Annotated in this window: 20 protein-coding genes; 6 read left to right on the forward strand and 14 right to left on the reverse strand. The window is 70.6% G+C overall.

Going from position 1 to position 20,016, the window contains the following annotated elements; genetic code table 11:
• Window positions 1–97: 97 nt before the first annotated feature.
• Together ACTWQR_RS53000 and ACTWQR_RS53005 are read left to right on the forward strand one after the other, a co-directional pair.
• Window positions 98–319, forward strand: a complete 222-nt coding sequence (locus tag ACTWQR_RS53000; protein ID WP_443234543.1) for a hypothetical protein — start codon at window positions 98–100, stop codon at window positions 317–319.
• 72 nt (window positions 320–391) lie between these two features.
• Window positions 392–1,606 (forward strand): TerD family protein, encoded by a 1,215-nt coding sequence (locus ACTWQR_RS53005; protein ID WP_443234562.1) that lies wholly within the window; start codon window positions 392–394, stop codon window positions 1,604–1,606.
• An 86-nt stretch (window positions 1,607–1,692) separates the two neighbouring features.
• Here the strand turns inward: ACTWQR_RS53005 and ACTWQR_RS53010 are convergent, their stop codons facing one another.
• From ACTWQR_RS53010 to ACTWQR_RS53025, 4 genes are all read right to left on the reverse strand, one after another.
• Window positions 1,693–2,733 carry a 1-aminocyclopropane-1-carboxylate deaminase gene (locus ACTWQR_RS53010; protein WP_443234544.1) on the reverse strand — a complete coding sequence of 347 codons (1,041 nt, stop codon included), beginning with the start codon at window positions 2,731–2,733 and terminating at the stop codon, window positions 1,693–1,695.
• 13 nt (window positions 2,734–2,746) lie between these two features.
• The gene (locus tag ACTWQR_RS53015; protein ID WP_443234545.1) at window positions 2,747–3,394 is read right to left on the reverse strand and encodes a GntR family transcriptional regulator; all 648 of its coding nucleotides are present in this window, start codon (window positions 3,392–3,394) and stop codon (window positions 2,747–2,749) included.
• 81 nt (window positions 3,395–3,475) lie between these two features.
• A complete protein-coding gene (locus ACTWQR_RS53020) occupies window positions 3,476–5,059 on the reverse strand; it encodes a TROVE domain-containing protein (RefSeq protein WP_443234546.1) in 1,584 nt (527 codons plus the stop codon).
• 507 nt (window positions 5,060–5,566) lie between these two features.
• Window positions 5,567–7,018: an alkaline phosphatase PhoX gene (locus ACTWQR_RS53025; protein ID WP_443234547.1), complete on the reverse strand. Its 1,452-nt coding sequence runs from the start codon at window positions 7,016–7,018 to the stop codon at window positions 5,567–5,569.
• 317 nt (window positions 7,019–7,335) lie between these two features.
• Here ACTWQR_RS53025 and ACTWQR_RS53030 point away from each other — a divergent pair, with 317 nt between their 5' ends.
• Window positions 7,336–7,623 carry a hypothetical protein gene (locus tag ACTWQR_RS53030; RefSeq protein WP_443234548.1) on the forward strand — a complete coding sequence of 96 codons (288 nt, stop codon included), beginning with the start codon at window positions 7,336–7,338 and terminating at the stop codon, window positions 7,621–7,623.
• Window positions 7,624–7,677: 54 nt separating this feature from the next.
• Here ACTWQR_RS53030 and ACTWQR_RS53035 read toward each other — a convergent pair whose 3' ends face one another.
• Window positions 7,678–9,105 carry a hypothetical protein gene (locus ACTWQR_RS53035; RefSeq protein ID WP_443234549.1) on the reverse strand — a complete coding sequence of 476 codons (1,428 nt, stop codon included), beginning with the start codon at window positions 9,103–9,105 and terminating at the stop codon, window positions 7,678–7,680.
• Between the two features lie 352 nt (window positions 9,106–9,457).
• Here ACTWQR_RS53035 and ACTWQR_RS53040 point away from each other — a divergent pair, with 352 nt between their 5' ends.
• Window positions 9,458–11,290, forward strand: coding sequence for an endonuclease/exonuclease/phosphatase family protein (locus ACTWQR_RS53040; protein ID WP_443234550.1), 1,833 nt, complete (start codon window positions 9,458–9,460; stop codon window positions 11,288–11,290).
• Between the two features lie 74 nt (window positions 11,291–11,364).
• Here the strand turns inward: ACTWQR_RS53040 and ACTWQR_RS53045 are convergent, their stop codons facing one another.
• The 3 genes from ACTWQR_RS53045 to ACTWQR_RS53055 all read right to left on the reverse strand — a co-directional run bounded on the left by ACTWQR_RS53045 (window position 11,365) and on the right by ACTWQR_RS53055 (window position 13,567).
• A complete protein-coding gene (locus ACTWQR_RS53045; protein ID WP_443234551.1) occupies window positions 11,365–12,102 on the reverse strand; it encodes an SRPBCC family protein in 738 nt (245 codons plus the stop codon).
• 29 nt (window positions 12,103–12,131) lie between these two features.
• Window positions 12,132–12,749: an ArsR/SmtB family transcription factor gene (locus ACTWQR_RS53050; RefSeq protein ID WP_443234552.1), complete on the reverse strand. Its 618-nt coding sequence runs from the start codon at window positions 12,747–12,749 to the stop codon at window positions 12,132–12,134.
• Window positions 12,750–12,859: 110 nt separating this feature from the next.
• On the reverse strand, window positions 12,860–13,567 hold the full coding sequence (locus ACTWQR_RS53055; protein WP_443234553.1) for an antibiotic biosynthesis monooxygenase: 708 nt from the start codon (window positions 13,565–13,567) through the stop codon (window positions 12,860–12,862).
• Window positions 13,568–13,695: 128 nt separating this feature from the next.
• Here ACTWQR_RS53055 and ACTWQR_RS53060 point away from each other — a divergent pair, with 128 nt between their 5' ends.
• The gene (locus ACTWQR_RS53060) at window positions 13,696–14,721 is read left to right on the forward strand and encodes a YihY/virulence factor BrkB family protein (RefSeq protein WP_443234554.1); all 1,026 of its coding nucleotides are present in this window, start codon (window positions 13,696–13,698) and stop codon (window positions 14,719–14,721) included.
• A gap of 178 nt (window positions 14,722–14,899) precedes the next feature.
• On the opposite strand, the gene ACTWQR_RS53065 is transcribed toward ACTWQR_RS53060, so the two are convergent.
• From ACTWQR_RS53065 to ACTWQR_RS53080, 4 genes are all read right to left on the reverse strand, one after another.
• A complete protein-coding gene (locus ACTWQR_RS53065) occupies window positions 14,900–15,466 on the reverse strand; it encodes a DUF3618 domain-containing protein (RefSeq protein ID WP_443234555.1) in 567 nt (188 codons plus the stop codon).
• Window positions 15,463–15,876 carry a phage holin family protein gene (locus tag ACTWQR_RS53070; protein ID WP_443234556.1) on the reverse strand — a complete coding sequence of 138 codons (414 nt, stop codon included), beginning with the start codon at window positions 15,874–15,876 and terminating at the stop codon, window positions 15,463–15,465. The genes ACTWQR_RS53065 and ACTWQR_RS53070 overlap by 4 nt, the downstream gene beginning before the upstream one ends.
• A gap of 298 nt (window positions 15,877–16,174) precedes the next feature.
• Window positions 16,175–16,840 carry a hypothetical protein gene (locus ACTWQR_RS53075; RefSeq protein WP_443234557.1) on the reverse strand — a complete coding sequence of 222 codons (666 nt, stop codon included), beginning with the start codon at window positions 16,838–16,840 and terminating at the stop codon, window positions 16,175–16,177.
• Window positions 16,837–16,980: a hypothetical protein gene (locus tag ACTWQR_RS53080; RefSeq protein WP_443234558.1), complete on the reverse strand. Its 144-nt coding sequence runs from the start codon at window positions 16,978–16,980 to the stop codon at window positions 16,837–16,839. The genes ACTWQR_RS53075 and ACTWQR_RS53080 overlap by 4 nt, the downstream gene beginning before the upstream one ends.
• A 166-nt stretch (window positions 16,981–17,146) precedes the next feature.
• Here ACTWQR_RS53080 and dapA point away from each other — a divergent pair, with 166 nt between their 5' ends.
• A complete protein-coding gene (dapA, locus tag ACTWQR_RS53085; RefSeq protein WP_443234559.1) occupies window positions 17,147–18,076 on the forward strand; it encodes a 4-hydroxy-tetrahydrodipicolinate synthase in 930 nt (309 codons plus the stop codon).
• Here the strand turns inward: dapA and ACTWQR_RS53090 are convergent.
• A complete protein-coding gene (locus ACTWQR_RS53090; protein ID WP_443234560.1) occupies window positions 18,063–19,280 on the reverse strand; it encodes a WD40 repeat domain-containing protein in 1,218 nt (405 codons plus the stop codon). The two genes, dapA and ACTWQR_RS53090, sit on opposite strands and share 14 nt — an antisense overlap.
• On the reverse strand, window positions 19,277–19,834 hold the full coding sequence (locus tag ACTWQR_RS53095; protein WP_443234561.1) for a SigE family RNA polymerase sigma factor: 558 nt from the start codon (window positions 19,832–19,834) through the stop codon (window positions 19,277–19,279). Before ACTWQR_RS53095 ends, ACTWQR_RS53090 begins: the two co-directional genes overlap by 4 nt.
• Window positions 19,835–20,016 lie beyond the last annotated feature (182 nt).

Genomic DNA, 20,016 nt, shown 5'->3' on the forward strand with positions numbered 1-20,016 from the left:
GGGTCTGGGGCGGAGCCCCAGAAGGATGGGACGGGTAGGGGCGGCGGGGGCGAAAAACCCTTGGGGCGACCCACCCGCACCCCCTTAACATCCCCCCATGCCCCGCCCCCAAGGCTTCACCTACGAACACCACTCCGACGACACCGTGACCATCACCCACAACACCCGCCCCGCAACCACCCTCCGCGGCCCCCGAGCCGCCCAGTTCCTCACGGAAGTGGAATCGGGCGACCCCCAGCTGGTCATGGCCCGCTGGACCGGAAACTACAAGCGGGGCAACGAGCGCACCGCCCGCAACCACCCCCGCAACAGCCGCTGACCCAATGACCCGATTGGCCGCCAGGTAAGGGAACGGCAAAGCGGGTCCGCTCGTTCACCGGGCATGACAGCTATGACCCCCGGCTCGAACATCCCTCTGCCCGTCACCCGCGTGACGGTGGACGTCGCCGCCCCGGTGAGGCTCGACGTATCGAGCCTGCTGCTCACCGCCGACGGCAAGGTGCGCTCCGATGACGATTTCATCTTCTACAACCAGCCGGCCGGCCCCGGCGTGACGTACCGCTCGGGCGGCGGCACGTCCCCGGACGCGATCGTGGTCGACACGACCGCCGTGCCCCCGGGCATCGAGAAGATCGTCGTCACGGCGAGCCCGGACGCCCCGGGCCAGACCTTCCAGGGTATCGAGCCGACGGCAACGATCCGCAACGCGGACGACAACGCGGTGCTGGCCACCTTCACACCCCCGCAGCTGGGCTCGGAGACGGCCCTGGTGATCGTGGAGGTGTACCTGCGCAACGGCGCATGGAAGGCCCGCGCGGTGGGCCAGGGGTACTCGAACGGCCTGGCGGGCATCGCCACGGACTTCGGTGTGTCGGTGGAGGAGCCGGCTGCCCCGGCACAGGCCGCCCCGGTCGCGCCGCCCGCGCCCACGATGCAGACGCCGGTGACACCCCCCGCCCCGCCTCTCACCACACCCTCGGCCCCGGCCGCGCCCCCGGCGGCACCGGCACCTCCGGCGCCCGGCGCCGGGAAGATCAACCTCGACAAGGGCCGGGTGAGCCTCCAGAAGAACCAGACCGTGTCCCTGGTCAAGGGCGGCCGCCCGTTCCTCTCCCAGGTCAAGATGGGCCTCGGCTGGGAGCCGGCGTTCCGGGGCAAGGACATCGACCTGGACGCGTCGGTCATCGCGTACGGGCCGAACCGCAACCACATCGACAGCTGCTACTTCGGCAAGCTCTCGATCGTGAACGGCGCGATCAAGCACTCCGGCGACAACCTCACGGGCGAGGGCGGCGGTGACGACGAGGTGATCGTCGTGGACCTCGGTCGCCTCCCCCAGGAGGTCACCGGCCTGGTCTTCACGGTGAACTCCTTCTCCGGCCAGAAGTTCACGGAGGTCGCCAAGGCCTACTGCCGCCTCCTCGACGCCGCCACGGGCGAGGAACTGGTCCGCTTCGACCTCACCGGCGCGGAGCCTCAGACCGGCGTGATGATGGCCAAGCTGATCAAGCAGTTCTCCGGAGAGTGGGAGATGACGGCCCTGGGCAACTTCGTCAAGTCCCGCACGGTCCGCGGCATGGTGAAGCCCTCGGCCCAGGCACTGTAACGGCCGCCGGCTCCCTGGCCCGTGGGCCTTCCGCGGGCCGGTGGGCGGCGGCCCGCGGCCGCCACCCACCAACCGCGGGCTCAGGATCAGAAGAGCGCGCTGTAGGCGTTCAGTGCGGGCTGCCCGCCCAGGTGGGCGTACAGCACGGTCGAGTCGGGCCCGATCTCGCCGCGCGCCACGAGATCGACCATCCCGGCCATGGACTTCCCCTCGTACACGGGGTCCGTGACCATCCCCTCGGTCCGCGCGGCGAGCCGCATCGCCTCCAGCGTGGTCTCGTCCGGGATGCCGTACGTGCCCGCGTGGTACCGATCGTCCAGCTCGACATCCGACTCGTCCAACTCCCGCTTGACGCCGATGAGTTGACCCGTGCCCTGGGCGATCCGCGCGATCTGCTCGCGGGTGCGGGCCGGCGCCGCCGACGCGTCGATCCCGAGAACCCGCCGCGGCCGCCCGCCCGCTTCCTCCAGGGCGGCGAACCCGGCGACCATGCCCGCCTGGGTCGAACCGGTGACGGAGCACACGACCACGGTGTCGAAGAAGACACCCAAGTCCTGCTCCTGCTCGGCGACTTCGTACGCCCACCCGGCGAAGCCGAGCCCGCCGAGCGGATGGTCGGAGGCGCCCGCGGGGATGGCGTACGGCTTGCCGCCCGCCTCTTCGACCTCCCGCAGCGCCTGCTCCCAGCTCTCCTTGAAGCCGATCCCGAATCCGGCCCGTACGAGCCGCACATCGGCGCCCGCGAGCCGACTGATCAGGATGTTGCCGACCTTGTCGTACACGGAGTCGGGCCACTCCACCCAACTCTCCTGCACAAGCACGCACTTGAGCCCGGCGCGGGCGGCGACGGCCGCGACCTGCCGGGTGTGGTTGGACTGCACACCGCCGATGGAGACGAGCGTGTCGCAGCCCTGCGCGAGGGCGTCGGCGACCAGGTACTCCAGCTTGCGGGTCTTGTTGCCTCCGTACGCGACACCGGAGTTGCAGTCCTCGCGCTTGGCCCAGAGGGAGGCCCCGCCGAGGTGCTGGGTGAGCCGCTCCAGCGGGTGCACGGGCGAGAAGCCGAAGAGGAGGGGGTAACGCTCGTACGAGGAAAGGGACGGGGAAACGGACGGGGAAAGGGACATGGGTCCTCCCGGGTCAGGGAACGTCGGCGAGCTCTTCCAGAGCGCGCCAGATCTCCGCGGTGACACGGACCGCGTTGTCCACGTCACCGTCCGCGCAGGCCTCGATCAGCTGCCCGTGCAGGCCGGCGGAACGGCAGTTGCCGCCCTCGCCGAAGCGGCGCCGCTCCAGGCGGCGGATGAGCGGGGTGTAGCGGGCGATGGTGGCGGCGGCCGCGCGATTGCCGCTCACCCGCACGAGGACGTCGTGCAGTTCGTCGTCGGCGCGCAGGGCGGCGTCCACGTCGCCGGTGCGGACGGCGTGCGCGAACCGCTCGTTGGCCGAACGCATCGCGTCGACGTCCGCGCCGCGCAGCCGGGGCACGGCGGTCCGTGCGGCCAGTTCGTGCATGGCCCCGACCACGGCTGCCGCGTCCCGCACCTCGGCGGCCACCACAGGAGTCACCCGCGTATAGCTCTGCGGTTTGCTCTCCAGCAGCCCCTCGTCGACGAGCCGCGCGAAGGCCTCGCGCACGGGCGCCCGGGAAAGTCCGAGCCGCTCGGCGAGCTCGGCGTCGCGCACCGCCGCACCCGGTTCGATGTCACCGGCCACGATGGCGTCCCTGATCGCTTCGTACGCCCGGTCCCTGAGCAGGGTCCGGCGCACGGGTCGTATCGCCTCCACAACTGAAATGTTAGATGTCAGAGCCGGTCCCGCACAAGGGTGTAGCCCGCACCGAAGTGCGGGCCACACCCTTACCGTCCCTCAAGCGGCCCACGGCCAGTCGGCGTCCCGTGCCGACTCCAGCAGGGGCACCATCCGGAAGGCCGCGTCCGAGAGCCCGCCGAACACATGCCTGTTTCCCTTCCCGGACGGGCCGTGGCCCGCCCGGTAGCCCGCCAGGTTCCATGTGTAGACCGGGACGTGCGCCGGAACCTGCTCGGTCGGGTCGCCGTAGTGGCTGTACGTGGCCTGCTCGTCCGTCACGATCAGCACACGGTCGTGCTTCTTGTAGTGCCGGCGCACGGCCTCGGTGGTGTCGGTGCCACCGAGGTCGCCGAACCGCTCCAGCACCTTCAGTACGGACTCGCCCTTGCGGAACTTCACCCGTGCGCTGCTCGTGCCGAACTCCACCAGATCCGCGTCGGCCGCCCGCAGCGCGAGCGCCGTGCCGAAGATCGCCGCCGCGTCGGCCCGGTTGAGCTCCGAGCGGTCGGACATGCGGGAGTAGAACATCGAGCCCGAGCGGTCGACGAGCACCAGCGTCCGGCCGGGCAGCGCGGGCACGTTGGCCAGCGAGTGACCGAGCGCCTGCTCCAGCGGGTACGACCAGCGCAGCGACGGCGCGTGCTGGTACGCGGCGAGGTAGCGGAACGGGAACTGCCGCGAGCGCGCCACCTCCGCCGGGTCGCTGATCTTCGTGGCGACCTGTGCCGCCACCTCGTCCGAGACCCCCGCCTCGTCGAAGTTCCGCAGGTTGCGAGTCAATGCCATCCCGCCCATGGACGGGATCACGGCCTCCCAGGCCGCCTTGTCCATCGGCCCCTGCAGCCAGCCGGCCAGCGCCTCCCAGGTGATGCCCGCCGCCGCGAGCCGCTCGGCTCCGTCCGCCGCGGTCACGACGGCCCGCCGCTCCGCGACCGGCAGGGCCATCAGCTCGCGGTGCGCGGTGAGCACCCGGTTCGACGCGGGCGGCTCGGCGGTGTCCGGGTTGTGCCGGCGGTCGAGTGCGTACCGGAACAGCTCGCCCTGCCACGGCTTGTCCGGGTCCGGAGCCGCGTGCACGAGGTTGAGGATGTCGCCGAAGCGGTAGCCCTTGGACGCCGTGTCGTACTTCAGCAGCGACTTGCCGCTGTAGAGCCGGCGTACGGCGTCGGCGATGCCCCGCTTGACGGGCTTGGGCACGTTGCGGCCGTACAGCGCGGTCCAGTACGCGAGCAGCTCGCCGGGCTCGTCCGGGCGCCGCAGCACGGAGGCGACGACCTGCCGGTTCGGCGGGCCGTCCGTGGCACCCGCGTCGAGGCGCGCCTTGACGTACTCGGCGGCGCCCACGATCGACGCGGTCCGCATGTTGCCCTCGCCGCGCAGCCAGTGGAGCAGGTCCGCGGTCCACGACGGGTCACTGACGGCGAGCCGACGGACGAGTGCCGCGAACCGGTCGTCACGGGCGGCGCCGGTCTCGTAGAAGGTCTTCTGCGCGACGAAGTTCGCGATCGACAGCAGAAAGAGCTCGGAGCGCGGGTCCCGCTCCTGACCGCGGCCGCCCTCGTACGTACGCAGAACGCGTCCGGTCGACGTCACACGCGAAGTGCCCTGGGCCTTCGCGGACTTGGTGTTGAATCGCGCCATGATGAATTCCCCCGAATTCGTTCGCATTTCGGAGGGAGGCGCAGCAAAAGGAGCGTGCCCGAGGTCAGGGGTCGGCGACGGGCTTATCACTTGACGCGTCTTTCCAGTTCCGCCACATCGGCCGAAGCCGACGACGGGGTTCGAACCCGCACGGTTTCCCATCAAGTCCCGAAGTATCCGCTGCCTGCGCACCGGGCACACACCATTTGCTGCGCCTCCCGAGATCAAATCGGCGGCGGCCTGGATTCTTTGGAAGAGAAGTAGCCGCAGCCGGCGCACCGGGAGGTGCATGAAGTTGTGGTGTCCAGAGTTCAAGGCCGGCGGAACCGACGTAGGTGCTCTAACCCCTGAGCTACACCGGCGCGTTGTACCGGTGGCGGGACTCGAACCCGCGGCCGCCCCATTATCAGTGGAAGTAGGTCCTGCCTTCGCACCTGGACGTTCATTACTCTAGGAGGCGACCGCGGGGTGAGCGAGCGAATTAATTACCGTGCGGCGGCGGGTGGTTCAGCCGCGCATCTGGCGCTGCCAGGGACCGGTGATCGCGAGCAGGATGCCCGGCTTCTGGATATTGGCGTACAGCGTCTTTCCGTCGGGCGAGAAGGTGACACCGGCGAACTCGCTGTACTCCGGCTCCTCTTCGGTGCCGACGTTGAGGTCGTTGCGGGCGATGGGGTACGTGCGGCCGCTGTCGGTCGCGCCGAACAGGTGCGAGATGCCCTCGCCGTCCTCGGCGAGGACGAGGCCGCCGTAGGGGGAGACGGTGATGTTGTCGGGGCCGTCGAAGGCGCCGTCGACAGACGGGTCGGGGTTCACGCCGAGGAGGACCTTCAGGGTCAGCGTGCGGCGCTTGGGGTCGTAGAACCAGACCTGGCCGTCGTGCTCGGCGCCGGGGCTCTCGTCACGGGCGTACGAGGAGACGATGTACGCGCCGCCGTCGCCCCACCACATGCCCTCGAGCTTGCGGGCGCGGGTGATCTCGCCGGTGTCGAACTGCTCGCGCACGGCGACCGTCTTGGCGTCGCGGTCGGGCACCTCGACCCAGTCGACGCCGTACACGGTGCCTATCTTCGTGGCGCGGGACAGGTCGTCGACGTAACGGCCGCCGGAGTCATAGCACTTGGGGGCCTGGAGGACACCCGCGTCGTCGGCGAGGGTACGGAACTTGCCGCGGCCGTGGGTGAAGCCCTGCGGCGGGACCCAGCGGAAGAACAGGCCGTTGGGGTCGGAGTCGTCCTCGGTGAGGTAGGCGTGACCGCGCTTGGGGTCGATGACGACCGCCTCGTGGTCGTAACGCCCGAAGAACTTCAGGGGCTTGGGGTTCCGGTTGGCACGGCGGTCGGCGGGGTCGACCTCGAAGACGTAGCCGTGGTCCTTGGTCATGCCGTTCTCGCCGGCCCGGTCGGAGTTCTCCTCGCAGGTGAGCCAGGTGCCCCAAGGGGTGCTGCCGCCCGCGCAGTTGGTGGAGGTGCCTGCGATGCCGACCCACTCGGCGACCGCACCGCCCGGGCGGACCTCGACGACCGTGCAGCCGCCGGACGCGGCCGGGTCGTAGACGAGGCCCTCGGCCAGCGGCACCGGGTACGTCCACTTGGAGCGGGGACCCTTGAGCTCGTGGTTGTTGACCAGCAGGGTCGTGCCGCGCGGACCCGCGAAGGCGGCCGTGCCGTCGTGGTTGGACGGGGTGCTCTCGCCGGACTCCAGCTTGGTCTTCCCGCTGTAGGTGATGACGCGGTACGAGAACCCGGCGGGCAGCGCGAGGATGCCCTTGGGGTCGGCCAGGAGCGGACCGTAGCCGACGGCTCCGCCGTGCCGCTCGGCGTCGTCACCCGTGGTCTCGGTGTCCTGGGACGCCAGGGCGCCCGGCGCGGTGGCCAAGGCGCCGACGCTGCCGATCAGGGCGACACCGGCACCGGTGACCGCGGATCGTCTGGCGAAGTCCCTGCGGGTGAGCGACATGCTGATCTCCTGAGGCGGGGGAGTGTGACCGTGACGCGGGGGGCGGCGGACCCTGCTTTCGGCCACACCGTCCCTCCCGCGACTGAACGCCGGTTGAACGCGGGCCGACGTTCCAGGGCCTGCTTGCGTGAATCCGGCCCGCCGGCGTGAATCCGGGCCAGTTCCGCCCCTCCGGACCGACGACACCCCATACAGCCCAACAACCCTCGCACCGAACTACTGGTCGGAATAATCTCCATACAACGACCCGCACAGCCCATGGGAGGCGAGCCGGAGTGGACGCACGTCAGGCACGCCGTCGCCATGAGGACCGGCTGATGACGCTGGCCAATGTCACCGGGGTCGGCAGCGGCCGGGACGAGGACTCCGGCGAGGACGTGATCGTCGTCTTCGTCGCCCACAAGGTGCCCCGCGACCGGCTGCGCCCCGAGGACGTGATCCCTGACGAGCTGGAGGGCGTACCCGTACGCGTGCTCTCGATCGGCGAGGACGAGGAGGAGGGCGAAGGCGAGGGCGAGGGCGAGGGCGAGGAGGACGCGGGGAACAAGGAGGAGGCAGGGCACGAGGACGAGGCGGGCGACGAGTCCGCGTCGGAGAGCGACTGACCCCCGTTCCCTCTCCCCGTCACCCAGGAGTGGATCCCCGCCCGCTCAACCCGCTCAACCCCCTTGCTGCGACCGCGCCTTGAACGCCGCCTTACGAGCCTCCTTGGCCACCTTCTTGTCAGGATGCAGTCGCCCCATGGCCTCCAGGACATCCGGCGTGGCCGGGTGGTCGACGCGCCAGGCCGCGGCGAAGAAACTGCCGTGCTGCGCCGCCAGCCCCTCCACGAGAGCCTGCAGCTCCGCCGAGTTGCCCTCGGCGGCGAGCTGCGCGGCGATCGTGTCGACGGTCAGCCAGAAGACCATGTCCTCGGACGGCGCGGGTACGTCCGGGGCGCCCCGCTCGGTGAGCCAGACCCGTGCGAGGCCGCCCAGCTCGGGATCGTCGAGCACCTCACGGAGTGCCGGCGAGGCCTCCGTGCCGACCAGCGACAGGGCCTGCTGGCAGAGCAGCCGCCGCAGCGGCGCCCCCACGTCGGAGCCGCGGGCCGCGGCGAGCAACTCCCGCGCGGCGGCGAGGGGTTCGCGCCGGGCGAGCCACTGCTCGGTCTCGGCCTGCGCGGCCGCCGGCGGAAACGCGGACGTGCCGTCGAGCAGTACGTCCGCGCCCTTGTCCGCGAGGTCCCCCACCGCGGGCGCGGTGAACCCGGCCTCCAGCAGCCGTGCCCGGATCCCGTACAGCCCGAGCGGGGTCAGCCGCACCAGCCCGTACCGCGCGACGTCGGCCTCGTCGACCGGTGCCGCGGGCTCCTCGTCGGCGTCGGCCATCAGCGCCTCGTCGACGGGCTGGAAGTCGACGAGCCCGACCGGCTCCAGGAGCCGGAACTGGTCGTCGAGCCGCATCATCGCGTCCGACACCTGCTCCAGGACGTCGTTGGTGGGCTCCCCCATGTTGTCGGGCACGATCATCGAGGCGGCGAGCGCCGGCAGCGGCACCGGCCCCTCGCCGGGTCCGTCCTCGCTGGCGGTCAGCAGGTAGAGGTTGCCGAGGACTCCGTCGAGGAACTCGGCCTCCGCCTCGGGGTCCCAGTCCAGTGCGGAGAAGTCGATGTCGCCGCCCTCGTCCATGGCGCCCACGATGTCGTCGAGGTCGGGCACGCTCGCGTCCGCGAGGACCGTCTCCAGCGCGCCGAGCCAGAGTCCCAGTACGTCCTGTGGTGCCCCGGAGACGACGAGTCCCAGGTCAGCGCCCGTGGCGACGGTGCCCTCCTCCTCGTCCACGATCTCGACGAGCCCGGTGTCCACGGCCACTCGCCAGGCCTCGCTCGCGAAGGCCGCGGCGTCCTCGTCCTCGAGACCGAGTTCCGCGGCCGCCCCCGGCAGTTGCTCCTCGACGAGTTCGCCACCGGCCCCGACGCGGGTGTCCGGACCGGCCCAGCGGGCGAGCCGCACGGCACGGGAGAGGAGCGGCGTGGCGAGTGCGTCCCGCGCGAGCTCCGCTTCGGAGTGCAGGCGCACCGGCGGCAGGGGGGAGCTGTCTGACATCGGTTGGTTCTCCTAGGACGAACATTCGGGCGTACATTCCGGATGTACCTGACGTGCAGGTGGTCCATGGGCCGTCCGGGAAACGCTCGCCGGCCGCCCCGGTGAATGCAGCCTCAGCCTAGACGGATTTGGCCCCATGCCGCCTGGTTCATGAACCTGTCAGAAGTCTTAACCCGGGAAACCTTGACAACTACCCCGGCCAGACACGAGATTTACGCGCGTAGAAACCCACGGGTAATCCCCCGTACCGGCTTCTACACACGTCACCAACCGCCTCACCGGTTGCGCCTCCCCCACTGCTTACCGCTCCACCCTCGTCCCGGCGCCCACGCACGTCCCCGGAGGGATCCCGTTGCCGAGCAAGTCTTCGAAGCGCATAGCCGCGCTCACCGTCGCCGCCGTCTGTTCCACCGTCTCCGCCGTGGTGCTCACCGCACCCGCCGAAGCGGACACGGTGGCCATCCATGACGTTCAGGGCCCCACCCGGACGTCCCCGCTCGCGGGCCAGCAGGTCACGGACGTGACCGGCATCGTCACGGGCGTGCGGACCTACGGTTCGTCCCGGGGCTTCTGGATCCAGGGCCCGTCCGCTGACGACAACCCGGCCACCAGTGAAGGCGTCTTCGTCTTCACCGGTTCCACGCCGACGGTCACCGTCGGTGACTCGGTCACCGTCGCGGGCACGGTCGCGGAGTTCGTACCGGGCGGCGCCTCGTCCGGCAACCAGTCGATCACCGAGATCACCAAGCCGACGGTGACGGTGGTGTCGAGCGGGAACGCGCTCCCGGCGGCCACGGTCGTCAACAGCCGTTCCGTACCGGCCGCTTACACGCCCGGCGGCGACAGCGCGGCGAGCGGCTCCGTCAACGGCCTCGCGCTGCAGCCGAGGAAGTACGCCCTCGACTACTACGAGTCGCTGGAGGGCATGAACGTCTCGATCGGCTCGTCCCGTGTGGTCACCGCGACCGACCCGTTCTCCGAGCTCTGGGTGACGGTGAAGCCGTACGAGAACGCGAACCGCCGCGGCGGCACCGTCTACGGCGCGTACACCTCGCAGAACACCGGCCGGCTGCAGATCCAGTCGCTGATCCCGACCGCCACGCAGCCGTTCCCGAAGGCGAACGTCGGCGACACCCTGAAGGGCACCACCGAGGGCCCGCTCGACTACAACCAGTTCGGGGGCTACACGCTGACCGCCCGCACCCTGGGCACGGTCGAGGCCGGCGGCCTGAAGCGCGAGACGGCCCGCGAGCAGTCGCGGGGCGAGCTGGCGGTGGCGACGTACAACGTCGAGAACCTCGACCCGACGGACGGCTCCTTCGCCGACCACGCGGCCGCGATCGTCGACAACCTGCAGTCGCCCGACATCGTGTCCCTGGAGGAGATCCAGGACAACAACGGCTCGAAGAACGACGGCACGGTAGCCGCCGACCAGACGATGCAGAAGCTTGTCGACGCGATCACGGCAGCGGGCGGCCCGGCGTACGCGTGGCGGTCCATCGACCCGGTGAACCTCGCGGACGGCGGCGAGCCGGGCGGCAACATCCGCCAGGTGTTCCTCTACAACCCGGCCCGTGTCTCCTTCGTCGACCGCGCGGGCGGCGACGCCGCGACCGCCGCGGGCGTCACGAAGGTGAACGGCAAGGCGCAGCTGACGGTCTCCCCGGGCCGTATCGACCCGGCGAACGACGCCTGGAAGAACAGCCGCAAGCCGCTCGCGGGCGAGTTCCTCTTCCGCGGCAAGTCGGTCTTCGTGATCGCGAACCACTTCGCGTCGAAGGGCGGCGACCAGGCGTTGCACTCGCAGTTCCAGCCGCCGACTCGCAGCTCGGAGACCCAGCGCCACCTCCAGGCGACCGCCGTGAACGCCTTCGTCAAGGACATCCTGGCGAAGCAGAGGAGCGCGCACGTCGTCACGCTCGGCGACATCAACGACTTCGAGTTCTCGGAGACGACGAAGCTGCTGGAGGCCGACGGCGCCCTCTGGTCGGCCATCAAGTCCCTGCCGAAGAGCGAGCGTTACAGCTACGACTTCCAGGGCAACAGCCAGGTCCTCGACCAGATCCTGATCAGCCCGTCGATCCGCAAGGACTGCGACTACACGTACGACAGCGTGCACATCAACTCGGAGTTCAACGACCAGATCAGCGACCACGACCCGCAGGTGCTGCGGTTCCGGCCGTAGTTACTCCGGTACGTCACTGAGGCTGTACGTGACTGAGCCCGGCCCTCGTCGAAGGGCCGGGCTCAGTCACGTCCTCAGGAGCTGAAGGTCTCGTTCAGCCAGCCCTGCCAGGCGAGTTCGTTCCGCTTGGCGTCGGCTCCGGGCGCGAAGTCGTGGATGCTCATGCCGACCGGGGCTCCCCAGTGGTTGCGCCCGAAGAAGCGGATGAGCGCGTCGTCCGTGCGCAGCCCGACGAAGTAGGGGTTGTGGAAGTCGACCACGGCGTCGAGGAGTTGGCCCTCGGGGCCCCTGGCCTGGACGCGCGCGCCCTCGGCGGTGTCGTCCGGGAGGCCGAGCGCGCGAACGACGGCGGCGAAGGCGTCGGACGCCTTGGAGGCGTCGGGTCCGTCGAACGCGGCGAAGGCGACCGGGCGGGTCGCGAACCGCGTCAGATACTCGCGCAGGGTGTGCAGGTAGAAGTCCGTGTGCTTGGCCGCTCCGTCGTACTGGTTGTCCCAGTCGTCGACGAAGATCCCACTGTGCACGTACCGCACCCAGGCGCGCCGGCCGTCGTCGCGCGGCTCGACGGTGTAGTCGAGCTGGTTGAGGGTCTGCTCGGAGATGCCCTCGACGTCCTCGACACGGTTGGTGTACCGATGCGGCGGGTCCCAGGTGGTGATCGTGGATCCGAAGGGACCCGTGCCGCCCTCGCGCGGCTCGGGGGCCTCCATCGGCCACAGCCAGCCGCCGGTGCCATTGGTGATGGCCTCCCACACCTGTTCCGGCGTGGCGTCGACCTCGAACTCGCGGGCGATCTCGAATTCCTTGGACATGGTGTGCTCCTGCGCGTCAAATGGGCGTGTCATTCGGTGAGTTCGGCCACCGCTGAGGGTGTCTCGGGTTTGACCGTGGGATGGACGGCGAGGACGATCCGGTGGTCGCGGCCGCCCTCGGCACCGGCGGCGTCGTACTTGCGGATCAGGCCGCTGACGCCCGCCGTCAGTTCCTCGATGAACGCGGCCCGGTCGGCGGCCGTGGCGAAGCGCACCTCGCCGTCGAGCGCGTACGTCGCCAGTCGCTTGCGGGCCTTCGTGGCACCCGTGATGAGCGAGCCGACGTCCCGGACGAGCCGGGCTCCGAGCGCGAGCAGCCAGCGGGCCGAGAGCTGGTCCCGGAAGCGGTCGGGGTCGGGCTGCACGGAGGCGAGCGCGAGCGGCGAGATGACGTACGACGCGGCCGTGGCCCGCATCAGCCGCTCGGTGACATTGCCCTTGCGACGCTCGCCCGCGAGCTCGACCAGGCCGTGCCGCTCCAGCGCCTTGAGGTGGTAGTTCACCTTCTGCCTGGGCAGTCCGACCTTGCCGGCCAGCATGGCGGCCGACGCGGGGCCGACCGCCAGCTCGGCCAGCAGCCGGCTCCTTATGGGGTCCAGCGAGACGGCGGCTGCCGCCGGGTCCTCGATCACGGTCACGTCCAACATGACTCCACCGTCTCACCGAAAACTTTTTTTGTCCAGAAGGCTGAAGTTGTCGGTGAGATTGTCGGTGACAGTTGTCGACTAGGAGTCGCCCTACCAGGTCGACCCCACGCTCACTCGGGGACGAGACCCAAGGCGTACGAGTAGCGGCTGACGCCTTCCGTGGACTGCTTCAGTCCGGGATACGTCTGTACGCGCTCCCACTGCGGCGTACTCGATCCGACGCCGCTGCCCGGCGCCGCCATCGCGTCGATATGCGCCTGGGCGCTCTCCCACTCGGCGTAGTTGAGGACCTTCGTGCCGTCGGTGCTCAGGTGGAAGTGGGCGGAGATCCCACCCGGACGCGGATTCGGCTCGCTCTCCAGAGCCTCGAACACCGCGTCCACCCAGGCCCGCTGCCGGTCGGGGTCCGGTCCTTCGAACTCGATCTCGACGATCACAATGCATCCCGGCCCCCGGGTGTCGGCCTCCCGCGCGGCACTGCGGTACCGCCGGTACCGGCCGAGCCCCACCCGCTCGATCCCGGGCACGGCCACGTCGATCTCGTCCACCCGCTCCTGCCGGTGGACCTTCAGGAACGCCTCGTACTCCTGCTCGCTTCTCCACTGCGAGTGGTGCAGCAGGGTCGTGCCGTCGTGCCCGGTGTAGACGTAGTAGCCGAGCAGCCCCTCGCTCGGCCACGGCCTGCTCTCCCAGGTGGCGGCGATCGCCTCGACCGTCGCCTTCTGCCGCTCCGGGGTTCCCACCCGCCATGTGCTGAAGAACGGGGCTCCGACCCCGGGACGGGTCAGTTCGGGGTGCGCATCGGTACGACGGGTCATCACAACCTCCAGTGATCACTGCTCAACACGTGCGACATCCACCCTCCGACCTCAACTGAGCTTCAGGTCAAGCCAGACGTACGCGCCCGCCCAGGGTTCGCCCCCTCATTCGGGGAACTCGCCGGGCCATGGAAGAGAACCGGCCGTTGAACCGGCCTCTCTCGGAGAAGGACAGTCCCACCGAGTTGCCCAAGCGCTCCTGGTGGGCGGTGGTGCGGCGCACGGCGAAGGAGTTCCAGGACGACGAACTCTCCGACCGTGCCGCCGCGTTGACGTATTACGGCGTCCTGTCCCTGTTCCCCGCGATCCTGGTCCTGGTGTCGCTGCTTGGCCTGGTCGGCGACAACGTCACGGACAGGCTGCTCGACAACGTCGAGGACCTCGCCCCGGGCCCGTCCCGCGACATCCTGCGCGACGCGGTGGTCCAGCTGAGCGACAGCGGCGGCACGGGCGGGGTGCTGGCGATCGTCGGTCTCCTCGCGGCCGTCTGGTCCGCGTCGGGCTATGTCGCCGCGTTCATCCGCACCTCGAACGCCGTGTACGACCTCCCGGAGGGCCGCCCGGTCTGGAAGCTCACCCCGCTGCGGCTCGCCCTGACGGTCGTCCTCATGCTGATGCTCGCCGCGAGCGCGCTCATCGTGGTGTTCACGGGCCCGCTGGCCGAGCGCGCGGGCACGGCGATCGGCCTGGGCGACGCCACGATCACGGCGTGGAACATCGCCAAGTGGCCTGTCCTGGTGCTGCTGGTCGTCCTGATGATCGCCCTGCTCTACTGGGCGGCCCCCAACGTCCGCGGCCGCGGCTTCCGCTGGGTGAGTCCCGGCAGCCTGCTCGCCGCGCTGATCTGGCTGCTGGCCTCGGCGGGGTTCGCGGTGTACGCCGCCAACTTCGGCTCTTACAACAAGACGTACGGCACCCTCGCGGGCGCCATCGTCTTCCTGGTCTGGCTCTGGCTCACCAACCTGGCGATCCTGCTCGGCCTGGAGTTCGACGCGGAGCTCGCGCGCGAGCGGGCGATCACGGACGGGCTTCCGGCGACCGAGGAGCCGTACGTGGAGCCGAGGGACATCCGGAAGTGGCCCGCACGCCTGCGCACATCGTGGACTCGGACCCACCATCCGACGACCCGCCCGACGAGCGGCGGGCCCGACTAGCGGCGGGCCCGACTAGCGACGCCGCCCAGCACAACACACAGCGCGGCGGGGCCGACCGGTGGACAGTCGGCCCCGCCGCGCTCGGCGATGACACCGGCCCGCGCTCGGCGGTGAGCAGTGCGCGTGCCCGGTGTCGGCGCCCCGTGTCAGCGGCGTCCGTTGTGTCGCTCAGCGGTGCTCAACGGTGTCCGCTGTGCCGCCGCCGGCGCACCACCTCCGCCGCGACCAACGCTCCCGCTCCGGCGATCAGCACGGGCCGGGGGTGCCGCAGCCCGGCCTGCACGATCGTGGTCGTGGCGGTACGCACGGGCGGGGGCACTCGGTCCTGGACGACATGCCCGGCCCGCGTCGCCTTGCTCTGCACGACGTGCCCGGTCTGAGTCACCTTGCCCTGGACCACATGCCCCGCCTCCACGGCCTTCCCCTGCACGACGTGCCCGGCCTCCACGGCCTTGTCCTGCACGACGTGCCCGGCGTGGGCCGCCTTGCCCTGGACCGTGTGCCCGGCTTCGGAGGCCTTCCCCTTCAGCTCGGCGCCCCGGGCCCGCGCACGGGCCCGAACATCGGTCTTGGCGGACAACTCCTCGACGGTGTCCCCGAGTTGCTCCCGGGTCTCCTCGATCTGCCGCCGCAACTCCTCCGGCCCCTTGGCTCCGCCGCCGGCCTGCGCGGTCTCGGCGGTCTCGGCGGCCTCGGCGGCCTCGGCGGCGGAGCCAGTGGCCCCGGCGCCCTTCTTGTCCTTCATCGATGCGCCCTTCCCTTGATCTCCTCCACGTCGGCCCGGACGCTGCCGAGCGTCTCCTCCGGCAGCGGCGGAGCGGCACGGCCGAGCTGCGAACGGCCGGTCTTGGCCAGCACGCCCGCGACCACGAAGAGCACGGCCGTGACAATGAGTGCCGACGCCCACACGGCCAGCACCAGGGAGAGCGCGGCCACGGCGGTGGCGGACAGGGCCATCAGCCCCACATACGCGATGGCACCGGCCGCGCCGAGCAGCCCGCCGCCGCGCCCCGCGCGCCGCCCCTTCTGCGCCAACTCCTCCTTCGCGAGCCGCACTTCCTGTCGTACGAGTTCGGAGAGCTGTTCGGTGGCCTGTCCGACGAGTTCCCCCACCGAGTGCCGCTCGTCCGGCCGCCGTTCCATGGTCCCGGTCACGGCGTCCCGCCTCCCTTCGTCTCGGGACATCCGGGTACCCTGCCGGGCCGCCGCTACCCCTGCCCGGCCCCGCGACCGCAGGGGGCTTCTGATGGACCTCCGTGGAAGAAGGAGGGGCGTTCGGTGCGTGCTCTCGGCGTGCCGGGCGGAAGTCCTCGCTGGGGGTCCCCCCGCGCGAGCGAAGCCGAGCGTGGTGGAGGAGCTACTTGGGCTTTCGTCCGGTGCGGCGAGTGGGGGCACCTCCCACGCCCTTATGGCTGTGGGGGCGTGCCGGGCGTCGCGACGCCGCGGAGGTCCATCAGAAGCCCCCTAGCCGACCCAGCTGGCTCTGGAACCAGTCGAGCCGGGCCTGCAGCAGCGCCGCCTCGGCGACGAGCTCGGACACCCCGAGCCCCTCGGACACTCCAGCGCCGTCCGCCGGCCCGGCACCGCCTCCGGCCCGCACCCGCAGCCCTTCCCCGCCCAGCCGCGCGAAGGTCGCCAGGGACACGGCCGTACGACGACGTACGCAGCCGGCGCAGGCGGCCGCGAGGCCTCGCCAGCCGGGTCTGCCCCACCCCGCGTCGGCCAGTGCCACGGCGACCGCGCCGCACGCGCAGGGACCGACCGTGGCGGTACGCACCCGCTGCCGCGCGTACCGGAAGCCCTGCTCGAAACGGATGTACGCGCCGAGGACCGTGACTTCGAGGAGTACGGCGGCCCGGTGCTCGGCGGTGCACAGCATCGCCTCCGCCGCCGTGCGGTCGTGCACGCAGTGGAAGCCGCAGTCGCAGCGGCGGTGCGGTGCCCGGTGCCGCAGACCGTAGACGCAGCGCGCCTCGTCCAGCACCCCGTACGGCAGCGCGCCGCCCAGCGACACACCGGTGAACCCGGCCCGCGTGCCGTCCTGGGACAGCATCGGGTGGGCGATCTTGAATCCGGTCGGCGGCTCCGCCGGACGTTCCTCGGGGAGCCGCACCCTCATCGCGCGACCGGAACCTCTTCGGCAACCTCTTCGACCGCCGACTCCAACTCCTCGATCCCTTCGGGGAGTCGGAGCTCTTCCTCCGCCACGCGCGGCTGCTCCTCCGCGACTCCGGTGGCGAGCGCCTTACCCAGCCTCATAACGCCTCCCGTGACCGATCATGACCAACTACCGTCCTCGCCATGGTGACTCAAACGGGGGCGAGTGCCTAGAGCGCCCCCAGAGAGAGACGCCGTAGTAATCCTTAATAGTATGGAGAAGAAGAATTAAGTAGAGCTTCTTGGTCGGGGTGCCGACACTACCCCCATGACTCCATCAACCACTTCACCCCACCCCGGTACCGGCACCCGCACTTCTCCCTTCGGCCGCGCCCTCTGCGCGATGGTGACGCCCTTCACCGACGAGGGGCTGCTCGACCTGGACGGTGCGCAGCGGCTGGCCGAGCGGCTGGTCTCCGAGGGCTGCGACGGGCTGGTGCTGTCCGGGACGACCGGGGAGTCCCCGACCACGACGGACGCTGAGAAGGCCGCGCTCGTGCGGGCGGTGGCCGAGGCGGTCGGGGACCGTGCCGCGGTCGTGGCGGGCATCGGGACCGCCGACACCCGCCACACCGCCGAGCTCGCGCTGGAGGCCGAAAAGGCGGGCGCCGACGGCCTGTTGGTGGTCACGCCGTACTACAGCAGGCCTCCGCAGGACGCCGTCGAGGCGCACTTCCGGGCGATCGCGGACGCCTCCGGGCTGCCGCTCGCGCTGTACGACATCCCGGGCCGCACCGGCACCCGCATCGAGCCGGAGACGATGCTGCGGCTCGCGGAGCATCCGCGGATCGTGGCGGTGAAGGACTGCGCGTATGACCTGCTCGGCACCCAGAAGGTCATCGCCCGAACGGACTTGGCGTACTACACGGGTTGCGACGAGTACGTACTGGCCCTGTACGCGGTGGGCGGCGCGGGATACATCAGCACGGTGGCGAACGTCGTGCCCCGCCAACTCCGCGGAATCCTGGACGCGTTCGACGCCGGAGACACCATCGGAGCCGCCCGACGCCAGCAACGGGCCATCGCCCTCGTCGAGTTGATGATGGCGTCGGACCTGCCCGGCACGGTCACCGCGAAGGCGCTGCTCGGCGCCCTCGGCCTGCCCGCGGGACCGGTCCGGGCGCCGCTGCGGCCCGCCGACCGGGAGACGGTCGACGGGCTGCTGGCGGTGTACGACGAACTGGTCAGCGCGTGCTGAACTCTGGGATCCAGCGGCCCGGGTAGTCGGCGCTCGCCTTGCGGAAGTCGCTCAGCGGTACCACCTGGTTGGTGCCCATCGTCACCAACAGCAACTGGTTGCGGAACTCCCCTGTGCCGCTGCACCTCTCGGGGTCGCAGCCCCAGGCGATGAGCCGCTTGTCGTCTGCCCAGGCGAGGAGCTGCTGTGCCGGCAGTTTGGCGACGCGCTCCCCGGTCTTCGCGTCGTTGACCGCGACGGCGATCTCGCCGCCACTCCCCGCGAAGTCCCCCGCCGCGAGCTTCCCGTCCGGCGAGAGGCCCCCCTCGGAGTAGGTGAGGAACTTCTCGCCTTCGGGCACGTCGGTCTCCTGGCCCTCAAGGTCGTAGTACTCACGGAACGGCTTCGTCACGGTGTTCGAGTAGACGAGCTTGCCGTCATGGCTCCAGCCGAAGTCCTCGCGGGCGTTGCCGAACCAGCCGGACTCGTCCGCCTTTGCGGGTGCCTTGTGCCAGTCCGCCTTGCCCGAGTCCAGGTCCACGACGGCGAACCCGGTCCGGCTCTGCACGGGTCCTGGAACTTCCTTGCCGTTGACGCTCCACTTGTGGTCGACGAACTCGCGGTCGGGGTTCTTGCCGTAGGTCGTGGCGACGAGCTTCTTGCCGTCCGGCGAGAAGGAGACTGCCGCGACGCCCCGGTCCATCGGGATCCAGCGCTCCACCTTGCCGCTGATCATGTCGAGCAGCCCGATGCGCTTGGCGGGCAGCTCGCCCTCCAGCACGGCGGCGGTGCGTGTGCCCGGCGCGACGTCCAGGAAGGCCCACTTGACCTTCTCGTACTTGCCCGTCTTCTGGTCGAGGAGCCCGTACGTACGGGTGCGGACCACGTCGCCGCCCGGCTGCTTGACGTTCTTGTAGACCGAGAAGGCAGCCAGCACCGTGTCCCCCGCCGCGATCAGGTCCTTCGGCGGCGACTGGTTGGGGTGCCCGATGATGTCGCTGTTGTTCGTCCGGCTCGCGGGCCGGACATCGTCCCCGCCGCCGTTCAGCAGCGGGACGGTCACCGCGGCGACCACAGCGGCGGTGACGGCCGCGGTGCACGCGATCGTACGGGTCCGCCGGCGCCGCCGGACGGCCAGGATCCGGTCGGCGAAGTGCGGGGGCGCGGCCACGTTGTCCTCGGCCTGCTCACTGAAGACGTCACGTACCAGTTCATCGACGTTCACGGACGCACCTCCACGGGCGAGTAGTCACGGGACGGCTGCTGCTCGACGTCGGCCGGGCCCAGCGCCGCCAGTTCGGGCGCGAGGGCGCGCAGCCGGGCCAGCGAGCGGTGGGTGGTGGACCGCACGGTCCCGACCGAGCAGCCGAGGATCCGGGCCACGTCGGCCTCCGGCAGGTCCTCGAAGTACCGCAGCACGAGCACGGTCCGCTGCCGGGCGGTGAGCCGCGCGAGCGCTCCGCGCATCACGATCCGCAGCTCGGCCGCGGAGGAGGCGTCACTCCCACCGGTCCCCTCGGGCGGCTCGGCGACCGTCAGTTCCCGCCGACGCCACTTCAGCCGCCACCGGCTCACCTGCTGCCGGTACAGAATCCGCCGTACGTACGCCTCCGGCTCGTCGATCCGCTGCCACCGTCCGGCGGCCTTGATCAGCGCGTTCTGCAACAGGTCCTCGGCCGCGTGCCGGTCCCCGCCGCTGAGCAGCACCGCCGTCTTCAGCAACGCCGACGACCGGGTCTCCACGAACTCCCGGAACCGCTCGTGCCCATGGGCATCCATCGTCACCTTCTCTTCCCCGGCGGGCTCTCCCCGCTCCCACCCCTATGGACGTGTCCGGCCGGCCTTCGCTATGCCAGGTGGCGTGAGGAATTCCTGCGGCCCGGTTGTGCTGGGCGGGTTGTCGGTGGCTGGTCGCGCGGTTCCCCGCACCCCTGAAGGACGGGCTGCGCCCATGTCTTTTG

Origin of the sequence: Streptomyces sp. 2A115, assembly GCF_052245575.1 — a bacterium.
Classification (GTDB): Bacteria; Actinomycetota; Actinomycetes; order Streptomycetales; family Streptomycetaceae; genus Streptomyces.